The sequence below is a fragment of the Streptomyces sp. KM273126 genome (assembly GCF_004337435.2).
Lineage (GTDB): Bacteria > Actinomycetota > Actinomycetes > Streptomycetales > Streptomycetaceae > Streptomyces > Streptomyces acidicola.
Map to the genome: position 1 here is coordinate 6,398,249 of NZ_SJXB02000001.1, position 19,285 is coordinate 6,417,533.

General features: G+C 70.8%; 20 protein-coding genes. 9 read left to right on the top strand and 11 right to left on the bottom strand.

The genetic code is table 11. The features are described 5' to 3' along the window. Positions 1-57 precede the first annotated feature (57 nt). The gene (locus E0500_RS27360) at positions 58-432 is read left to right on the top strand and encodes a VOC family protein (protein ID WP_131557469.1); all 375 of its coding nucleotides are present in this window, start codon (positions 58-60) and stop codon (positions 430-432) included. 102 nt (positions 433-534) lie between these two features. On the opposite strand, the gene E0500_RS27365 is transcribed toward E0500_RS27360, so the two are convergent. Continuing rightward, positions 535-1,110 carry a TetR/AcrR family transcriptional regulator gene (locus E0500_RS27365; RefSeq protein ID WP_131557467.1) on the bottom strand — a complete coding sequence of 192 codons (576 nt, stop codon included), beginning with the start codon at positions 1,108-1,110 and terminating at the stop codon, positions 535-537. Between the two features lie 105 nt (positions 1,111-1,215). Here E0500_RS27365 and E0500_RS27370 point away from each other — a divergent pair, with 105 nt between their 5' ends. After that, positions 1,216-1,662: a DUF1772 domain-containing protein gene (locus tag E0500_RS27370; RefSeq protein WP_131557465.1), complete on the top strand. Its 447-nt coding sequence runs from the start codon at positions 1,216-1,218 to the stop codon at positions 1,660-1,662. A gap of 375 nt (positions 1,663-2,037) precedes the next feature. Here the strand turns inward: E0500_RS27370 and E0500_RS27375 are convergent, their stop codons facing one another. Next, complete coding sequence (locus E0500_RS27375) at positions 2,038-2,808, bottom strand: GntR family transcriptional regulator (RefSeq protein ID WP_131557463.1); 771 nt, start codon at positions 2,806-2,808, stop codon at positions 2,038-2,040. A 207-nt stretch (positions 2,809-3,015) separates the two neighbouring features. On the opposite strand from E0500_RS27375, the gene E0500_RS27380 reads away from it, so the two are divergent. From E0500_RS27380 to E0500_RS27400, 5 genes are read left to right on the top strand one after another with little or no spacing between them, the layout of a single operon-like run. Then, complete coding sequence (locus tag E0500_RS27380; RefSeq protein ID WP_131557461.1) at positions 3,016-4,173, top strand: ABC transporter substrate-binding protein; 1,158 nt, start codon at positions 3,016-3,018, stop codon at positions 4,171-4,173. Further along, positions 4,170-5,066 carry an ABC transporter permease subunit gene (locus tag E0500_RS27385; RefSeq protein WP_131557459.1) on the top strand — a complete coding sequence of 299 codons (897 nt, stop codon included), beginning with the start codon at positions 4,170-4,172 and terminating at the stop codon, positions 5,064-5,066. Before E0500_RS27380 ends, E0500_RS27385 begins: the two co-directional genes overlap by 4 nt. Beyond that, a complete protein-coding gene (locus tag E0500_RS27390; protein ID WP_131557457.1) occupies positions 5,054-5,869 on the top strand; it encodes an ABC transporter permease in 816 nt (271 codons plus the stop codon). Before E0500_RS27385 ends, E0500_RS27390 begins: the two co-directional genes overlap by 13 nt. 3 nt (positions 5,870-5,872) lie before the next feature. Next, on the top strand, positions 5,873-6,967 hold the full coding sequence (locus E0500_RS27395; protein ID WP_131557455.1) for an ABC transporter ATP-binding protein: 1,095 nt from the start codon (positions 5,873-5,875) through the stop codon (positions 6,965-6,967). Between the two features lie 14 nt (positions 6,968-6,981). Beyond that, the gene (locus tag E0500_RS27400; protein WP_181587150.1) at positions 6,982-8,478 is read left to right on the top strand and encodes an HAD-IA family hydrolase; all 1,497 of its coding nucleotides are present in this window, start codon (positions 6,982-6,984) and stop codon (positions 8,476-8,478) included. Here the strand turns inward: E0500_RS27400 and E0500_RS27405 are convergent. From E0500_RS27405 to E0500_RS27420, 4 genes are all read right to left on the bottom strand, one after another. Further along, positions 8,466-10,034: a multicopper oxidase family protein gene (locus E0500_RS27405; protein ID WP_131557782.1), complete on the bottom strand. Its 1,569-nt coding sequence runs from the start codon at positions 10,032-10,034 to the stop codon at positions 8,466-8,468. The genes E0500_RS27400 and E0500_RS27405 overlap by 13 nt on opposite strands. A gap of 173 nt (positions 10,035-10,207) precedes the next feature. Then, on the bottom strand, positions 10,208-10,654 hold the full coding sequence (locus E0500_RS27410; RefSeq protein ID WP_131557451.1) for a DUF6153 family protein: 447 nt from the start codon (positions 10,652-10,654) through the stop codon (positions 10,208-10,210). 236 nt (positions 10,655-10,890) lie between these two features. After that, the gene (locus E0500_RS27415) at positions 10,891-11,538 is read right to left on the bottom strand and encodes a DUF305 domain-containing protein (protein ID WP_131557449.1); all 648 of its coding nucleotides are present in this window, start codon (positions 11,536-11,538) and stop codon (positions 10,891-10,893) included. Positions 11,539-11,634: 96 nt separating this feature from the next. Beyond that, entirely contained in the window at positions 11,635-12,114 is a 480-nt protein-coding gene (locus tag E0500_RS27420; protein ID WP_131557448.1) for a DUF6153 family protein, read from the bottom strand. A gap of 156 nt (positions 12,115-12,270) precedes the next feature. Here E0500_RS27420 and E0500_RS27425 point away from each other — a divergent pair, with 156 nt between their 5' ends. Together E0500_RS27425 and E0500_RS27430 are read left to right on the top strand one after the other, a co-directional pair. Further along, the gene (locus tag E0500_RS27425; protein WP_131557446.1) at positions 12,271-12,639 is read left to right on the top strand and encodes a BlaI/MecI/CopY family transcriptional regulator; all 369 of its coding nucleotides are present in this window, start codon (positions 12,271-12,273) and stop codon (positions 12,637-12,639) included. After that, the gene (locus tag E0500_RS27430; RefSeq protein ID WP_131557444.1) at positions 12,636-13,544 is read left to right on the top strand and encodes a M56 family metallopeptidase; all 909 of its coding nucleotides are present in this window, start codon (positions 12,636-12,638) and stop codon (positions 13,542-13,544) included. The genes E0500_RS27425 and E0500_RS27430 overlap by 4 nt, the downstream gene beginning before the upstream one ends. 182 nt (positions 13,545-13,726) lie before the next feature. Here E0500_RS27430 and E0500_RS27435 read toward each other — a convergent pair whose 3' ends face one another. From E0500_RS27435 to E0500_RS27455, 5 genes are all read right to left on the bottom strand, one after another. After that, the gene (locus E0500_RS27435; RefSeq protein ID WP_258572953.1) at positions 13,727-14,641 is read right to left on the bottom strand and encodes a DUF5134 domain-containing protein; all 915 of its coding nucleotides are present in this window, start codon (positions 14,639-14,641) and stop codon (positions 13,727-13,729) included. A 156-nt stretch (positions 14,642-14,797) separates the two neighbouring features. Continuing rightward, a complete protein-coding gene (locus E0500_RS27440; RefSeq protein WP_131557442.1) occupies positions 14,798-15,892 on the bottom strand; it encodes a serine hydrolase domain-containing protein in 1,095 nt (364 codons plus the stop codon). 53 nt (positions 15,893-15,945) lie between these two features. Continuing rightward, complete coding sequence (locus tag E0500_RS27445; protein WP_131557441.1) at positions 15,946-17,064, bottom strand: GNAT family N-acetyltransferase; 1,119 nt, start codon at positions 17,062-17,064, stop codon at positions 15,946-15,948. A 270-nt stretch (positions 17,065-17,334) separates the two neighbouring features. After that, positions 17,335-17,976 carry a response regulator transcription factor gene (locus tag E0500_RS27450; RefSeq protein ID WP_131557439.1) on the bottom strand — a complete coding sequence of 214 codons (642 nt, stop codon included), beginning with the start codon at positions 17,974-17,976 and terminating at the stop codon, positions 17,335-17,337. After that, positions 17,969-19,279 carry a sensor histidine kinase gene (locus E0500_RS27455; RefSeq protein WP_131557437.1) on the bottom strand — a complete coding sequence of 437 codons (1,311 nt, stop codon included), beginning with the start codon at positions 19,277-19,279 and terminating at the stop codon, positions 17,969-17,971. Before E0500_RS27455 ends, E0500_RS27450 begins: the two co-directional genes overlap by 8 nt. Between the last annotated feature and the right edge of the window lie 6 nt (positions 19,280-19,285).

Here is a 19,285-nt window from a genome sequence, read left to right on the forward strand (position 1 = left end):
TTTCCGGCCGCCCGCCGGTCCATGGGCTGAGGAACCATCTCAGGAGATGAGGCGATCATGTTCGGCACGACCAAGGCGTTCAGCGGCTTCTCGGTGGACGACATCGATGCGGCCAGGAAGTTCTACGGCGAGACACTCGGCCTGCGGGTGTCCGAGCACAACGGTCTGCTGACCCTGCACATCGCGGGCGACCGGGACACCCTGGTCTACCCCAAGCCCGATCACACCCCGGCGGCCTACACGATTCTCAACTTTCCCGTCGACGACATCGAGACGGCGGTTGACGAGCTGAGCAGGCGAGGCGTGCGTTTCGAGCGCTACGACCACATCAAGGCGGACGACAAGGGGATCTTCCGCGGTGGCGGCCCGCTGATCGCATGGTTCACCGATCCTGCCGGGAACGTGTTGTCCGTACTGCAGGAACCTGCGTAGACCCGAGGCCACCATGGTGGCCTCTCCCTGCCGAGTCAGGGATGGGCCACCGCTTCGAGGGATGACTCCGGCAGAGCGGACGACGCCACTTCGACGCGGGCCCTAGCCCGGTGCGAACCGGTCGACCAGGAGCGTGAGGCGGTCGGGGACGCGGTCGGTGGGCAGACGTCCGGCGCGGGTGAGGGTGACCAGTCCGTGCAGCGCGGCCCAGAACGTCTCGACGAACAGCCCCGGTTCGTCGGGGTGTGCGTGGTCGACGAGCGGGTCCAGCAGGGCCTGGAACCCCTCACGCAGGGGAGCGGGTGTGGCCTCGTCGGCGAAGGGGAGGCCGTTGTCGAGGCTGAACATCGCGTCGTACAGGGCGGGATTGCGCGCGGCGAAGTCGGTGTAGGCGCGGGCCACTGCTGCCACGGCCTCCCGGTCGGCGGGTCCTTCCGGCACCACGGCGCGCAGTGCGGTCGTGAGCTCGGCGAACCCCTCCAGCGCGACCGCCCCCACGATCTCGTTCTTGCCGCGGAAGTGGCTGTAGAGCACGGGCTGGCTGTACTCGATCTGCTCGGCGAGCCGGCGCGTGGTGACGGCGTCCCAACCGTGGTTCTCGGCGAGTTCGCGGGCTGTGGCGATGATCAGCCTGTGGCGGTTGGCCCGCTCGCGTTCCTTGCGTTCACGTACCGACATGCCTTGATGCTAGCACCGCTAGACAATGGAGCGACGACATGCCTAGCATCGCCACAGAACCTAGCGTCGCTAGGAATGGTCTTGGGGTAGTTCTGAGGAGGGGACATGCAGGATGTACTGGCCGTCGTCACGGTCGTCGTGGTCGGGGTGATGGTGGGGGTGGAGTTCGCGGTGGCGGCGTTCGTCAACCCGATCCTCGACCGGCTCCCGAACGACGGCGGACTCGGCGCTCGCAGCGACGGGGCCCGAGTCCTCGGCCGCGTCATGCCGTTCTGGTACATCGGCTCGGTCGTGCTCGGCGTGGTGTGGGCCGCAGTGGCGTGGGGCGGGGACGGCGCTTCGCTGGTCGCCGCGGGCACCGCCCTGCTCGTGCTCAGCGTGGTGATGTCGATCCTGCTGCTCGTGCCGATCAACTCACGTGTCGCGACCTGGTCGACCGAGGGCGTGCCCGCGGACTGGAAGCAGCAGGTGGGGCGTTGGGACCGGTTCCACCACGTCCGCGTGGGCGTCATCGTGCTCGCCTTCGCGCTGTTCGTCGTCGCCCTGGTCTAGGGCCTGTGTCGAAAGTGGGGTCGTCCGCCCGAAGGGCGGGCCGGGCGGCGTCTGGTGCGTGCTCTCGGCGTGCCGGGCGGAAGCCCTCGTACTGGATGTACTTGGGCTTTCGCCCGGTGCGGCGAGAGTGCGTGCCAGACGCCGCCCGGCAGGCGCCACTTTCGACACAGGCCCTAGGGGGCTTCTGATGGATCTCCGCGGCGTCGCGACGCCCGGCACGCCCTCCACGCCGCACGCCGAGAGCACGCACCGAACGCCGCTCCTTCTTCCACTTCTTCCACGGAGATCCATCAGAAGCCCCCTAGGTTCCCCCCGCGCCCTGGTCCGAGGTCCGCTCGACTCCAGGCTCACGGAGCGGCACGCCGGCGGGGCCGGTCAGTCGCCGCTCGTCCGCTGGTCGATCGGTCGATCCGATGTCGTGCGCGCCAGGGCGTTGTTCCCTATGGAGTTGTGCACGCTGAAGCTCACGGCGTCCGGGCGGTAGCGGTCGTCCGACCACTCCACCGGGCGCCCTTCGTGCGTCGTGGTGACCCGACGGACCCGCAGCAGCGGGCTGGTGCGGCGGACGCCGAGCAGTTCGGCGTCCCGGGCCCCGGCCGCCACCGCGTCGATGAGGTGCTCGCCATGGGCGAAGACGAGGCCGGTGTCGTCGTAGAGCCGCTGGGTGACCGACGGGCAGGCCGGCTCGATGGCCTCGACGGCGGGGGAGATCCAGTCCGCGTACACCGTGCGCTCCAGGAGTACCGGTTCTCCGTCGAGTCCGCGAAGGCGCAGGACGTGCAACACGGGCGTGCCGGCGCGCAGGTGGAGGCGTCCGGCGTCCTCCTTGGTCGCCGGACGGTACTCCTGGGCCACCACGTCCCCGGTCGCCTCGCGCCCCATCGCGCGGGCCCACTGGGCGAAGCTGCGCAGTTCGGTGAAGCTCTGGCTGCGGCGGCTGGCCAGGACCACGCGGCGCGCGCCCTGCCGGGAGCCGATGAGCCCCTCGGCGGTCAGGGCCGCGACGGCCTGGCGGACCGTGCCGCGCGAGACGCCGTAGTGGGCGGCGAGGTCGGTCTCCGGGGGCAGCAGGCTGCCGACGGCGTACTCCTCGCGGTCGATCGCCCGCCGCAGCTCGTCGGCGATCTCCTCGTGTCGCGCCGCCATGTTTCCCCTCTGCCTCGCACGTGTGCACAGTGTGAGCAGCGTAATCGAGTTCCGGATGTGGTCGGAACGGATCCATAAGTTCCAGGAACAGCGAGGTCAGGGTTTCAGCAGAGTTTACGGGCGCGACATCATCGGCGGTCCTACTGAGGCCAACTTGTTCAGACAAGTGCTCCGCCATGAAGTTTCGTGCGCACCCCTGGAGAGACCGTGACCGTGTCCCTGCCGAGAACTGCCGTCCTCAGCGGCGCCCTCGCCGTCGTCGCCGCGCTCGCCCTGAGCGCCTGCGGCGCCGCCCCTGACGACGCGTCGACCACCGCCGACGGCAAGAACGCCGCCACCGCCACCTCCGCCGCCGACTTCGGCGGCATGGACGCCCTGGTGAAGGCGGCGAAGAAGGAGGGCACGCTCAACGCCATCGCGCTGCCCCGCGACTGGGCCAACTACGGCGCCCTCATCGACGGCTTCGAGAAGAAGTACGGCATCAAGATCGAGGTGGAGAACCCGGACGGCTCCAGCCAGGACGAGATCAACGCCGTGACCTCGCGCAAGGGGCAGGACCGGGCGCCGGACGTCCTCGACCTGGGCAGCTCCTTCGCGCTCAGCGCCGCACAGCAGGGGCTGCTCGCGCCGTACAAGGTGACGGACTTCGCCGACATTCCCGAGGGGCAGAAGGACGCGCAGGGCCGCTGGTACAACGACTACGGCGGCTACATCTCCATCGGCTGTGACGCCAAGCGGGTCAAGGCCTGCCCGACGTCCTTCGCGGACCTGCTCACGCCGCAGTACAAGGGTCAGGTCGCGCTCAACGGCAACCCCACCAAGGCCGGTGCTGCCTTCGGCGGGGTGTACGCGGCCGCGCTCGCGAACGGCGGATCCTTCGACGACATCCAGCCCGGCCTCGACTTCTTCGCCGAGCTGAAGAAGAACGGCAACTACACGCCCGTCGAGTCGACCCCGGCCACCGTCGAGAAGGGCGAGACGCCGATCAGCATCGACTGGGACTACCTCAACGCCGGATACGCCGACGAGTTCAAGTCGAAGGGCGTCGACTGGACGGTGTCGGTGCCGAGCGACGGCAAGTTCTCCCAGTACTACTCCCAGGCCATCAACAAGGACGCCCCGCACCCGGCGGCCGCCCGCCTGTGGCAGGAGTACCTCTACAGCGCCGACGGCCAGAACCTGTGGCTCAAGGGGTACGCCCGCCCGGCGCTGATGACCGCGATGGAGAAGGCCGGCACGCTCGACACGGCCGCGGCGGACAAGCTGCCGAAGGTCTCGGGCACGCCCTCCTTCCCGACCGAGGAGCAGCAGAACAAGGCCAAGACCGTGCTCGCGCAGGGCTGGGCGAAGGCCGTCTCCGGATGACCACGACCCTCACAGGCGTCGACGTGGTGACCGCCGCTTCCCCGAAGCGGCGGCGCCGCGCCCCCGGCTGGCTCGCCGTCGTACCGCTGCTCGCCTTCACAGCGATCGCCTTCGGGATACCCGCCCTGGCCATGCTCGACGGCGCCTTCACCGTGAAGGACCCGGCCACCGGCGCCCCGTCCTACACCGCCGAGAACGTCACCACCTCGCTGCAGGGTGCCTATCTGACCGCGCTGCTCGGCAGCGTCAAGCTGTCCGCCGTGTCGGCCGTCATCGCGGCGGCCCTCGGACTGCCTCTCGCACAGGCCGTGGTGACGTCCCGTTCCCGTGCGCTGCGGGAGGCCGTCCTCACCGCATCCGGAGTCCTCGCCAACTTCGGCGGCGTCCCCCTGGCCTTCGCCTTCGTCGCCACCCTCGGCAACGCCGGTGTGCTGACCCGGCACCTGGGCCTCACGGACAAGGGCTGGGACCTCTACAGCTTCTGGGGACTGGTGCTCGTCTACCTGTGCTTCCTGATCCCGCTGATGGTTCTCACCATCACCCCGGCCCTGGAGGGCCTGCGCTCCCAGTGGCGCGAGGCCGCGCAGAACAACGGCGCGACGGCCGCGCAGTACTGGCGGCACGTCGCCCTGCCCGTGCTGCTGCCGTCCCTCCTCGGCGGACTCGTACTGCTCTTCGGCAGCGCCTTCGCCGCCTACGCCACCGCCGCGGCCATGGTGGGCAGTTCGGTACCGCTGGTCACCCTGCAGATCGCCGACGCCATCTCCGGCAACGTCCTGGTCGGCCAGGAGAACGTGGCCCTCGCCCTCAGCCTCGACATGGTCCTCGTGGCCGGTCTGGTCATGGCGGTGTACCTGCCCCTGCAACGGAGGAGCGCACGATGGCTCGCCTGAACCCGTGGCGGTGGGTCGTGCTCTCACTCGCCGCGCTGTACTTCCTCGTCCCCCTGGCCGCGTCCGTGATCTTCACGGTCGACGTGCCCGGTCAGGGCGTCACCTTCGACGCCTACACACAGATCGTCTCCACCGAGGGGTTCGTCTCCAGCCTGCTGCTGTCGCTGGAGCTGGCCGGCGCGACGATCGCTGTCGTCCTGCTGCTGATGGTGCCCGCCATGGTCGCGCTGCGGCTCGGTGCGCCCCGGCTGCGGCCGGTCGTCGAGGTGGTGTGCGCGCTGCCGCTGGTGGTCCCGCCGATCGCCTTCGTCGCCGGGATCTCGACCGTGCTCAAGTGGGGACCCGAGCATCTGTCCCGCACCCCGCTGTTCCAGACGTTCGTGGCCCTCCAGAACCCGGACTTCCCGTTCGTGCTCGTCCTCGCGTACGTCGTGATGGCGCTGCCGTTCGTCCACCGGGCCCTGGACACCGGACTGCGCGCCATCGACGTGCCCACCCTCGTCGAGGCCGCCCGCAGCTGCGGTGCGTCCTGGCCGCAGGCCCTGGTCAGAGCCGTACTGCCCAATCTGCGCGGGGCGCTGCTGAACTCGGCCTTCCTCACGCTGGCCCTGGTGCTGGGCGAGTTCACCGTGGCCCAGCTGCTCGGCTTCCGGCCGTTCGCCGTGTGGATCTACAGCGTCGCCGGATCGCAGGCCCAGCTGTCCGTCGCCGTGTCCGTGCTCAGCCTCTTCGTCACATGGGCCCTGCTCCTCGCGCTCGCCGGTGTCGGCGGGCGCAACCGAACCGCTGCCTCCCGGGGATGAAACATGACCGCGACCACGCCTGAGAAAGCCACTGCGAAGAAAGCCACTGACAACAAGGCCGCAACCATCGAATTCCGGGGACTGCGCCGGGAGTTCGGAGCGACCGTGGCCCTCGACGGACTCGACCTGACCGTGCGGCCGGGGGAGTTCCTGGCCCTGCTCGGCCCGTCCGGCTGCGGCAAGACCACCGCGCTGCGCATGCTCGCCGGGTTCGAACACCCCGACTCCGGCGCGGTGCTGGTGGACGGCGAGGACGTCACCCGCGTACCGGCCCACCGCCGCGACGCCGGGATGGTCTTCCAGTCGTACAGCCTCTTCCCGCATCTGAACGCCCTCGACAACGTGGCCTTCGGGCTGCGGATGCGCAAGGTGGGCGCACGCGAACGGCGCGCCCGCGCCGCCGAGTTGCTGGAGCTGGTCGGTCTCGCGGACAAGGGGGAGCGGTTCCCGCACCAGCTGTCCGGCGGGCAGCAGCAGCGCATCGCGCTGGCCCGGGCGCTCGCCCTGAGCCCCCGCGTCCTGCTCCTCGACGAGCCGCTGTCCGCGCTCGACGCCAAGGTGCGGCTGACGCTGCGTGAGGAGATACGACGGCTTCAGCGGGAACTCGGCATCACCACACTGTTCGTGACACACGATCAGGAGGAGGCGCTGTCGATCGCCGACCGGGTGGCGGTGATGCGCGCCGGGAAGCTCGAACAGTGCGCCGAACCCGCCGCGTTGTACGGACGGCCCGCCACCGCCTTCGTCGCCGAGTTCGTCGGCACGATGAGTCGGATTCCGGGACGGCTGTCGGGCGGCACCGTCGACGTGCTCGGACAGCGGCTGCCCGCCGACGGGCAGGCACCGGCCGCCACCGAGGTGGACGTACTGGTACGGCCCGAGGCGGTCGAGGTACAGCCCGACGAGTCGGGGACCGCACGGGTCGTCGCCACCGCGTTCCTGGGCGCCGTCGTCCGTGTCACCGTCCGGCTCGGCGACGGTACCGAGGTGAAGGCCGACCTGGCCACCCACGAGGCGGCCGGACTCGGCGCGGGGGCGGCCGTACGGGTGTCACTGCCGGAACGGCCGGTGCTGGTGGCGGAACGCGACAAGAAGTGAGGAAGAGCAGAACTGTGTCCCCCCAACCCCGACTCCCGCTCCAGGCCGTCCTGTTCGACATGGACGGCACGCTCGTCGACACCGAGCGCCTGTGGTGGGAGGCGGTGGAGCACGTCGCCGGGCGGGCCCTGACCGAGGCCGACCAGCCGGAGGTGCTCGGCCGGCCCGTCGAGCACACGGCCGCCTGGCTGGGCACGGCCATGGGCAGACCGGTCGCGGACCTCGCCGTAGCGCTGCACCGCGAGTTCGCCGACCGTGTTCGCTCCGGCATCGTGCCCCGCCCCGGCGCCCTCGACCTGCTCGACGCGCTGGCCGCGGCAGGAGTGCCCACCGCCCTGGTCACCGCCTCGCCGCGGACCGTCGCCGACACCGTGCTGGCCGCACTGGGCGCCCACCGCTTCGAGGTCTCCGTCACGGCCGACGACACCGAGCGCACCAAACCGGCCCCCGACCCCTACCTCGCCGCCTGCCGGGCCCTCGGCGTCGACCCGGCCGCGTGCGTGGCCGTCGAGGACACCGCGACCGGCGTCGCCTCGGCGGAGGCGGCCGGGTGCGCGGTGCTCGCGGTGCCCTCCCTCGCACCGATCGACGCAGCCCCCCGGCGGACCGTGCGGTCGAGCCTGGTGGGGGTGACACCGCAGCGGCTGGCCGGTCTGCTGACGTACGAACTCCGGGTGATGACCTGGAACCTGTGGCTCGGTGGCACAAAGGTCGACGATCACCGGTCCAAGCAGATCAAGGCCATCCTGGAGACGGGAGCGGACGTCGTCGGCCTCCAGGAGGCGGGCGGCGCCGCGGCCCGTGAACTGGCCGAGGCGCTCGGCTGGCACCACCACCGGGCCGGCGAGAACCTCGGCATCATCAGCCGCCACCCGATCACGGCCCGCTTCGGCGACCCGGACGTCGGCTTCTACGGAGCCGCCGGGGTCCGGATCGCGATCGGACGGCGGCACATCGACATCTGGACGGCCCACCTCGACGCCTATCCGTACGGCCCCTACGAGCTCACCTTCGGCGGACTTCCCGCGGCCGACGTCATCGCCCACGAGGAGCGGCGGCTCGCCGGGATGCGGGACACCCTCCGGCGGATCGCCGAGACGGCGGGCGACAGCGTGCCGGTCGTCCTCGTCGGCGACTTCAACTGCCCCTCGCACCTGGACCGGACGGACGTGCCGTGGCCGGTGACGCAGGCGGCCGAGGAGGCGGGCCTGCGCGACTCCTACCGGGAGGCACACCCCGATCCTGCCGAGCACCCGGGCCGCACCTGGTCCCCGATCCACGTCGAGCACGAGGACGGCAGCGGACGCCCCGAACCTCAGGACCGGATCGACTACGTCCTCCACAACGGAAGGGGCCTGCGGGTCCTCGCCTCCACGACCTGCGTCAGCGGCTCCCCGCAGCCGTGGCCCGACGTCACCGGCAACGACTGGCCCTCGGACCACGCGGCGGTGATCACCACTTTCGCGTTGGACGGTCCGGCGGTCCGTACCGTGAGGGCTCAGGCCCGGTAGGCCACGAGCGCCATCATTCCGGCCTCGCCGTGGTACGCGTTGTGGCAGTGCAGCATCCACTGGCCGGGGTTGTCCGCGTCGAAGACGACGGACACCTTCTTCCCGGGCAGCACGATGGTGGTGTCCTTGCGCGGGCCGGTGCCGCCGAGTTGGTACGTGTGGCCGTGCAGGTGCATGGGGTGCCACATGTCGGTCGTGTTGACGAAGTCGAGGCGGACACGTTGCCCCTCCTCGACCAGGAGCGGATGTGCGGTCGGGTCGGCCATGTCGAACCGTTTGCCGTTGATGGCCCAGTCGTACCCGGCCATGCTGCCGGTCAGCTCGACGCGGTGGACCCGGTCGGGCTTCCTCTCCTCCAGCCGTACGTCGTCGGCCGCGCGCAACTGCGAGGCGGTGACGATCTCGCCGTCGAGTTCCTTCGGCCGCACGGTCGGCCCGGGGGCCCGTCCCGATCCGGTGCGCACCAGGGCCATGCCGCTCGCGTCCTTGCCCTCGGCGAGCGCGACCAGCGGGAAGACGCCGTCGTCGAGCGTGACCAGGACGTCGTACCGCTCGCCCATGCCGATCAGCAGGGCGTCGACCTGCCGGTGCTCCACGGGGAAGCCGTCGGTGTGGGTGATGGTCAGCTTGTGGCCGCCGAGCGCCACGCGGTACGCGGTGTCGCCGCCGGCGTTGATGATGCGCAGGCGGACACGACTGCCGGGCCTGCCGGTGTGGACGGCCGGGTCGGCCGGTATGCGTCCGTTGACCAGGTGGTGCGGGTACTTGACGTCTCCGGCGTCGCCGCCGAGCAGATCGCTGGTGGCGCCCATGAGCATGAACTTCATCGACATGTCGCCGGGAACGCCGTCGGACGCGCCCTGACCGGAGGACGCGGACGCCGACGGCGAGGCGCCCTTCGCTCCCATGTTCCCCATGTCGTGCCCTGACGAGCCGCCTGAACCGCCCATGTCCATGCCGCCCATGTCCATGCCGCCCATGCCCTTGCTGAGTTCGGCGAAGGCGTCGTCCGGTGTCCCGGTCACTCCGTCCAGCCAGTCGTCGAGGACGACGACCCACTCGTCGTCGTAGGACAGGGGCTCTTTGGGGTCCTCGACGATCAGCGGGGCATACAGTCCACGGTCCAGCTGGACACCGACGTGAGGGTGGAAGAAGTACGTGCCGGGCGCGTCGGCGATGAACCGGTACGTGAAGCCGGCCCCGGCCCGCACCGGGGTCTGCGTGACCGGCGGTACGCCGTCCATGTCGCTGCGCAGGGCGAGGCCGTGCCAGTGGACGGACGTCGTGGTCCTGCCGGGCAGCTGGTTGGAGAGCTCGGCGGCGAGGGTGTCACCGGCCGTGATCCGGATCTCCTTGCCGGGGGCCCGGCCGCTGAAGGCCCAGGACGTGACCGTGGTGCCGCCGCCCAGATCGAGCCTGCCGGGGGCGGCGGTCAGGTTGACGCGGTGAACCCTGCCGGTGCCGCCCCGCTTCTTCTCGGCACGGTCGACGCGGGAACCGGACGGGCTGAGGAGCGCAGGGCTGCCGGAGCTGTCGCTGCTGCACGCGGCGAGCATGCCGGTGCCTGCCGCGGCCAGTCCTGCGAGCAGGACGGAGCGGCGGTTGATGTTGCTGCTGTTCACGATGAGGTCCTCTTCTCGATGCGCGAGTCGATGCGCGAAAGGCGTTCGGGCTGTGTCCGGGCACGGCTCGCACGCGTCCGGGGACGCGGGAAGCCGGGGGATACGGCCTAGATGCGCAGTTGGGAGAGGACGGACAGATCGGGTGGCCCACGGTTCACGGACCGCGCGATGTCCACGCCCGCGACCGTCGCGTACTCGGCAGGGACGGCCGGGACCGGCGACTCGGGCGGCGCCGCGAGCTGTACGGCGCTGACGCCTGCGGCGGAGCACTCCATGGCCATGGAGGGGCAGACGGCACCGTCGCCGCCGTGTGCCGCCGTGTGCTGCGCGGAAGTGTCTGGTCCGGGTGGGCCTGCCCGGGTGTGGGCGGAAGAGGCCGAGGCGGGTCCGGACATGGCGTGGTGCACCGCGGGTGCCGACGCTGTGGTGACGGGCGTCCCGGGCAGCTCGTGGTGCAGCAGGACGGCGAGCACGGCGCACAGCGTGAGGAGCATGCCGCTCAGCCGACGGCCGGCGGTGCCGGTCCGCGACCAGGTCGACTCTCGTACCGTCATCGCGAGCGTCCGAACTGTGGGTGAGCCTGGGCGGTCACTATACCCCGTACGGGTATATGGGGCGTGGTGAGGTGCTGGTGCATGGCTCCTCGGAGGGATGGCAGTGGGCGCACCGGCTACGGCACCCGCGCACAGGCAGAGGGGCAGGGGGTCGCCCGGGCTCCGCGGGGCGCGTGCGCGGCGGAGCCCGGGCGAACGGTGTGGCGGCGCGCCCGAGCATGGGCGCGCCGGGAGCCTCAGAGGCGGTCGAGGACGCTCTGGAGCTGCTTGACCTCGGCGGACTGGCCCTTGACGATGTCACCGGCCATCTTCACGGCGTCCGAGTTCTTGCCCTTCTTCTGCTCGTCCTTGGCCATGGTGATCGCGCCGTTGTGGTGGTCGATCATCATCTGGGCGAACATCTTGTCGAACTCGGTTCCCTTCATGGCCTTGAGGTCCTTCATGTCCGTGTCGGACATCATGCCGTCACCGCCGTGGTCCATGCCGGGCATCGACTCCATCGCGGTGGGCTGCTTCCAGGAGCCGAGCCAGCCCTTCATCGTCGCGATCTCGGGGTCCTGGGCCTTCTCGATCTTCCCGACGATGTCCTTGATCTCCGTGTCGGAGGCGCGTCCGTCGGCGAGCTGGGCCATCTCCAGGGCCTGCTCGTGGTGCGGGATCATCATCTGCGCGAAGGTGACGTCGGTGTCGTTGAAGCTCGCGGCCCCGGCGCCGTTCCCGGCGGGCGCCGACTCCGACGCCGAGCTGCTGCCGCTGCCGTGGTCCATGTCACTCATGTCGTCACCCCCGCAGGCGGTGAGAAGCAGGGCGCCGGCGGTGACGGCGCCCACGGCGGCGATACGGCGGGAGGAGCTGTGGCGCAGGGCGCGAATGAAGGAAGTCATGGTCGATTCACCTCAAGTATCGGTTCTGGTGGGCTGTGCAGGCGTACGCGCATCCGCGGGGCCGCGCCTGGTGCGCGCCCGCGAGAGCGGTTCGGCCTACAGCCGCAGAACTGACAAACGGGCGAGATCGGGTCTGCGTGGCGGGGGACTGGGCCGGATGGCGGCGGCGACCTGGGCGAGCAGCTCCGCCGGCCGGTCCTGGTCGCGGGCGAACGCCGACCTGAGGAGCGCGGCGAGCACCCACGCGCCGAACAGGACCGCCACACACAGCGAGAGCATGTCCATCGCCATGGCCGGCTGGTGCGTGGTCTGCGTCGTCGGCGCATGTGACGGATCCGCCGGATCTGTCACATGCCGGTCCGCGCCCGTGCCCGGAGCCGGGGGAGCACTCCTGGGGGCGTGGGCCTTGGCGGCCGGATCCATCGTCGTCGCGTGGGACGCGGTGCTCGTCGCGGAGCCGGACGAGTCCTGAGGATGCCCCATGCTGTGCATCGCGAAGACACCCAGGGCGAGCACCACGACGAGCAGCAGGTGCCCGAGGGCGCCTCCTGCGCGTACGTACGTGCTCGCCTTCACCGGAATCCCGTCACTGGTCGTTCTCTGACTCCGCCATACTACTAAGCCGTTTGGCATTGTCGGTGCGGGGGGATGGACGGGCGCACCCGGCGACCTACGATGAACCCTCACTGGTGCCGGAGGGTTTGTCGTTCTCCGCAGACGAGAGGAGCGGCCGTGCGTCGGCTGGGGGAGCTGGAGGCGGAGATCATGCACCGCCTGTGGGCGTGGGGACGTCCGGCCACCGCACGCGACGTGCTGACGGACATCAACAAACAGCGGCCCCTCGCCTACAGCACCGTCAAGACCGTGGCCGACATCCTCCACGGCAAGGGCATGCTCAAGCGGCACAAGGAGGGCAGAGCCTGGGTGTACGAGCCCACGTGCACGCGCCAGCAGTACACGGCGGCCCTGATGCAGGAGGCCCTCGGCAGCAACCCGGACCCGGCCGGGACCCTCGTCAGTTTCCTGGAACAGATGACGCCGGAGGAGACGGACGCCCTGCGCTCGGCCCTGCGAACGGTCAGGAGGCGGAGCGAAGCATGACCACAGTCGTCGCGCTGGCCGGATACGCCGTGCTGGTCGGCGTCGCGGTGCCCGCCCTGCTGTCCCGGGCGCGCTGGGCCCACCGCGCCCCGGCTCTCGCGGTCGCCGCCTGGCAGGGCCTGGTGGCGACGTTCGTCGTCGCCACCACTCTCGCGGTGTACCACCTGGCCATTGCCGAGCAGCACGCGCACAACGGCATCGTCGGGCTGCTCACCGTCTGCGGCCTGGTCACCGGCGCCCCGGCGAGCGGGTCCGCGCCCACCCTGGCCGACGTCCTGGCGCTCGCCGCCCCCGCCGTGGTCGTGCTGCTGCCTGCCGGCTGGTTCGTACGCTGTTCCTGGCGGGCGCACCGGGCACGGCAGCGCCACGTCGACCTCCTCACTCTCGTCGGAGAGCCGGCGCCCGAGTACGGCGCCACCGTCGTCGACCACGAAGTCCCGGCCGTCTACTGCCTGCCCGGCCGCTTCCGTCGGGTCGTCGTCACCCGGGGTGCCCTGGACGCCCTGTCCGAGGACCAGCTGCAGGCCGTTCTGGAACACGAGCGCGCGCACATCCAGGGCAGGCACTATCTGCTCCACCTGGTGACGGACGCGTTCTCCCGAGCTTTCCCCGGTCTGCCGCTCGCCCGCCACGCCAAGGAGCAGACGGCGCTGTTGGTGGAGATGATCGCGGACGACCGCGCCCTGCGCTTCCATCGGCGGGAGGTGCTGGCCGCCGCGATGTGCGAGGTGGCGGCCGGCCGGGTGCCGCAGGCGGCTCTGGGGGCCGGAGGGACCGGCGCGCTGATCCGGCTCCGGCGAGTTCTCACCCCGCAGCCCCGCCCGCGCCGCGCGACACGGCTGGGCATCCTGGCGGCCACTGCCACCGCGCCGTTTCTTCCCCTGCTGGTGGCCTGCGGGCTCTGATCCGCGAAAGGCCCCCGCAGGCTGCACCTCTCCTCCCGGGAGCCCCGGCTCGTTCTTCCTGTGCGCCGGGGGGCCGCCGCAACGAGCGGAGGGCTCCCGGTTGGCGAGGTGCCAGGAGCAGCGTAACGCTAAATGAATTAGCGGAGTTGGCGGAATGACACCACGGTGGCCGGGTGCGGCCGCTACATCACCATCATCAGCAGCATGGCGGACATGGTTCCGCCCATGCCGATGTGCGCGGCGAGAGCTGCCTCCGGCGCGGCGCCGGCCCTGCGACGACGGCCCCCATGGCGGCCTCGTTCCTCCGTGCGGGCCTTGTCCCACACGGAGACCGTCAGCGACACCAGGAACACGACGACCGTGTCAGGCATGGCGAGCAGCCAACGGCCCCAGCCGCGGCGCCGACCGCTCTCGCGGCCTCCGGGGAGACCGTTCCCCGAGGTACCGCGGACGCGTGCCCATACGGACGCGGCGATCGACAGCAGGAAGTAGGCGGCCAGGGCGGCAATCAGGAAGCGCCAGACGGAGGATGACGACGATGCCTCGGCCCCGACAGCCGAGCCACGGGCGCCCATACCCGCCATGTCCATCCCCGGCATGGACTCCATTCCCGGCATGGACTCCATGTCGGCCATGCCGCCCTTTCCGGCAGCGTGCTCCGTGCCGGCCGTCTCCGCCATCTCCGGCATGCCCGCCATCCCCGGCATGCCGGCCATGGCGCCGTGGCCCAGTGCGAGCACCGGACCTGACGGCGTGGTGGTCATCGCCAACGTCATGATCACCATGCCGGCGCTGCCGACGATGAGGTGCACCCAGTGGCGGCCCTGCTTCCAGCCGCGTTCCCGGGTGTGCTTGACGGCCATCGCGACGGCGCCGAGCCCGAGGAGAGCGAACGCGACCGCCCACCACATGCCGGATCCTCCGTACCAGGCCGCCGTCGCGGGCAGGGCCATCGCTGCCATGCACAGCCCCATCAGCAGGTCACCGCCCGCCGCGAACCGGGTGTCGCCGCTCGTCGTCATCACCCGGACCGCGCTGACTGCCGCGACCAGAGCGGCCACCGTCGCAATGGACCAGCTCAGAGCCAGAGTTCCCATCTTCGCCCTTCCTCGTTCGTCCCGCTGGGCACTCGGGGGTTCCTTGACTGCTAGGACTCTTAGTACGTGGCGGGTCGAGGGATCGCTCAGCGAACGTGCGGAATGCGCCTAGGACTTGGCAATGGAGGAGGGCGGCGCGGGAAACGAGCGCTCTGCTCAGTCCTCGCCCACCACGGTCAGGTCGTCACCCAGAGCCGTGGCGATCCGGGCGGCGCGGGAGTGGTCGTCCAGACGGCGGGTGAGGTAGGCGCAGGCGTGGTGGTGCCGCAGTGACCACCATGCCGCGGAGCCGCCGATGCCCCCCTTGGCGATCTTTCCCTTGTCGCGGACCAGGCCGAGAGTCCATGTGATCCGGGTGCCGAACACCTCGTCGTGGCCCGTGATCTGGGAGGCGAGCAGCTCACTGTGCAGCTCCGGCCCCAGCAGTCGGCACACGGGTCCGTGCTCGCTGGTGAGGCGGGAGAAGAAGGCCGCCATCGTGGTGGCCGTCGTGTGCAGGTTGACCGCGCCGAACACCGACTGCCGCCAGGTCCGGGAGTTCGTCCGCTCCGTTTCCAGGGCACCGTGGGGTATGCCGAGCCAGGGCGCGGCATGGAGTTGTCGCGGCCAGTCGGGGTGCGCGTGTTCGAGGTCGGCGACGCGGTCCAGGGCGGGGTCCGGCAACCCGAACCAGGCATCGAGATCCAGCGCGGGGCGTACGACGTCGTTGAACATCGCCCCCAGCGTCGTCCCCGCGGCCGAGCGCAGGACGCCGTCGACCAGGTGACCGTACGTCAGGGCGTGCTCTCCGAGGGCCGTTCCCGGCACGTACTCCGGCGCCGCCCGCGCCAGGCTGTCCCGCAGCCCCGCGTCGTCCAGCAGATCGAGGCCCGCGGCTTCGGCCGGGAAACGCGGCTGGCCGGCCTGGTGGGTGAGCACGTGGCGGAGGGTCGTCCGCTCCTTGCCCCGGACTCCGTACTCCCTCCAGTGCTCGGCGACCGGCTCGTCCAGCGTCAGTGCCCCATCGCGCACCGCGACCAGGGCCGCGAGCGTGACGAACGTCTTCGACAGGGAGTACGGCATGACCAGGGTGTCGGCCCGCCACGGACGGCTCCGCCCGACATCGGCCCACCCGGCGTTGAGCCGGACGACCTCACGCCCCTCACGCCAGACCGACAGCCCCGCGCCCGTTTCACTTCCCTCGTCCACCAACTGCTGGAAGACCCGGCGCACCTCCCCGTACCCGTCCGCGGTGAACCCCTCGACGTTCATCGTGCCCGTTTCCCCCGTCCCAGGTGTGCGCCTCGTACGGTGACTTGTGGTGTTCAGCGTGTGCGAGCCCCCGCTCCGCCGGCCTCCGCCCCGCCCGATGTGCGGAGCGTGCCGACCGTCTTCAGCAGGCGGTCGGCCGGTTCTCTCAGCGCGGGGTGGGCCAGGACCGTGTTCCGCAGGCCGCGTACCGGTCTGCGCCACATCCGCAGTGCCGCCGCCACCGGGTGGGGGCGGGTCGCGAACCCCTCCCCCACGCGTAGTTCGCGGGTCTTGAGCCAGTCCTTGTACTCCTTTTCGCCGCGCCCCAGATCCATGACCCGCACCCCGTCCCGGCCCGCGGCCTCGGCCATCCGGAGGTGCATGATCAGCCCGGGCGAGTAGTAGCGGAGCCCGGGGTCGTACGCCGTGAACCAGGCCGCGAGGACGGTGCGCGATCTCGGCCCGAAGTGCGCGGCCACCGGACGGTCGCCTGCGTACACCACGGACAGCACTCCGGTGAAGTGCTCCTTGCGCACCTGGAACAGATGGTCCACCAGGTCCACGATCCACGGCCGCGCGAAGCGGTCCATCCGTCCCGTCCTGCGGTACTGGGCGGACTTCCACCGCATGAGCGTGCGCAGCACCCGCGGGTCGCGCTCGTCGAACACGAAGCGCATCTCGCCCAGGTCCCGCCCCAGGCGGCGCTCCTTCTTCAGCGTCGTCTTGGCCAGCCCCGGGTACGTGCCGCGCAGCCACTCCGCGTAACTGCCGTCGCCACTGTCCTTCAGGTCGACCACCGGTGAGGCGAACGTTCCCGTGACATGTCTGCCGAACGGTTTCTGCTCCTCGACGAGGTGGTCGAACTCGAAGACGGACAGACCGCAGGCCCGCAGCAGTTCCCCGGCGTCCCAGGTGACGCCCGGCCGGTGGACGAGGGCCTGGCAGTCGGAGAGGCCGAGGCCGATGGCCCGGCCCACGCCGAAGGCGTTGCGTTCGTACGGGAAGAAGCCCACGGGCTCCCCGCCCTCGTGCAGGACCGCCACGTGCGCCCCACCCCGGTGCGCGCCGATCCCGGCCGCGAACTCCGGTCCCAGGAAGGGGTTGCCGTAGTCGGGTGACTCATCCATCAGCCGGTGCCAGGTCCGGCGCAGCGAGGCGTTCAGCTCCTCGGGCCGGTGGTTGGTGAACTCCACGTCAGGCCAACCGCCCTTCCGCGCGCTCAGCGCGGGACCTGTCGGTCGCGGCGCGGGCTCTCAAGGCGTTTGGATCATTGCTCACAGAACACATGGAACACATGGCGACCCCCCGGTCTCCCCCCGCGACGCGATGTCCCGCGTCCCACCCCTGCCTGGACTGCCGAACTGTCCGGCGGGCTCAAACTTCGCGAAACAGTACGCACGCTGTCAAGGTGTCCGTGGCAATGAAAGAGCAAGAAAGAGAATGAAGGAGCACGGATCGGGGGCTCAGCCCAGAATGCCGCGATCGTAGGCCGCCGCCACCGCGGACGCCCGGTCCTTCACCCCCAACTTGGCGTACAGATGCGTCAGATGGGTCTTGACCGTCGCCTCACTGATGAAGAGTTCCCGGGCGATCTCACGGTTCGACGTGCCTTTGGCGACCAGTTCGAGCACCTCCCGCTCGCGGGCCGACAGCACCCCGTCCGCGGGCACGGCGGGCTTGCGGACGGCGGAGACCAGGCGGGAGGCGATGGCGGGGGAAAGGACGGTGCGCCCTTCGGCGGCGGCCCGGACCGCCGTGAACAACTCCTCGCGGGGCGCGTCCTTGAGCAGATAGCCGGTGGCGCCCGCCTCGATCGCGGGGATCGTGTCGGAGTCCGTGTCGTACGTGGTGAGGACGAGGACCTTCGCCCGGGCACCGCGCCCGGTGAGTGCGGCAATGGCCTCGACCCCGCCACCGGCGGGCATGCGCAGGTCCATGAGGACGACGTCCGGGTCGAGGCGCAGGGCGAGTTCGACCCCCTCGACCCCGCCGCCGGCCTCGCCGAGGACGTCGAAGCCGGGATCGGAGGCGAACATGCCGCGCAGACCGTCCCGTACGACGGGATGGTCGTCGACGATCAGCAGGGTGATGATCCGGTCAGTCATGGCGCACCAACGGTACGCGGGCACTGATCGCGGTACCCTGGCCGGGCTCCGACTCGACGGCGACGGCGCCCGCGACGCGTTCGGCGCGGGCCCGCATCCCGTCGAGGCCGAAGCCACCGGTGCCGTTGCGCGGCGCCACGGCCAGCGGGTCGAAGCCGTGCCCGTCGTCCCGTACATCCAAGGTGACTTCATCCCCCATGAAGGAGAGGGTGACGCCCACGCGGGCGGCGCGGGCGTGCTTGGCCGTGTTGGCGAGGGCTTCCTGCGCGATCCTCAGGAGCGTCGCGGCGACCTCGTCGTGCAGGGGCTCCTCGGTGCCGGTCACGGTGAACTGGGCGGCAGCCCCGGTACGTTCGGACCACTCGGCGACCGTCGTCTTCAGTGCCTCGGGGAGCGTGTCCTGCTCCAGGGCGGCGGGGGAGAGGTTGTGCACGGAGCGCCGGGCCTCGCCCAGGGACTGGCGGGCAAGCGCCTGGGCACGGTCCAGGTGCTCGCGGGCCAGCTCCGGGTTGGTGGTGGAGGCGACCACCTGAAGCTGGGCGATGATGCCGGTCAGGCCCTGGGCGATGGTGTCGTGGATCTCCGCGGCGAGCCGGCGGCGCTCGTCGGCGACGCCCGCCTCCCGTGCCTGGACGACGAGTTGGGCGTGCAGGACGGCGTTCTCGGCGAGAGCCTTCTCCAGGGCGGCGGTCTTCTCGGCCCGCTCGGCGGTCTTCTCGGCCTCCTTCTCCTCCAGGTGCATCATGGAGATCACACACACCACGTTCACGGCGAGCAGCACGCCGAAGGCGGCCCATTGCATCAGTGAGGTGGGCGGCAGTCCGCCGGACTGTGAGCCGGCCAGGGTGACCGCGGTGACCAGGAGCCCGGCCCGCGCGGCGCGCGGCGGCAACAGCCGCCCGGCTTCGAAGTAGCCGACGGACGCGTAGATCGAGAAGAAGGGGTTCAGCCAGGTGAGGGCGAAGGCGAGGGCGGTACGCACCACGAAGTACACGCGCCCCGCGGTGGTCCCCTCGGGCAGCACCCGGTCGCCGACGGCGACACCGGCGCCGGCCGCATCGACGCACTGCCCGGCCTCGGAGCGGCCGTCGGCCGACTCCTTCGCCAGCAGCCGGGGAACGGCCCGGGTCCACCACACCTGGAGAGCCAGCGAGGCGAGGAACAGGACCCCAGCCGCGTACATCTCCCGTCGGGACATGAACAGTTGGGCGGTCACGGCGCCGATGAGCGTGGCGAGGCCCAGCATGGCGTACGGGCCGTACCGCAGGAACTGCGCCCAGCGCTCTTCGAGCGTCATCGCCATATACGC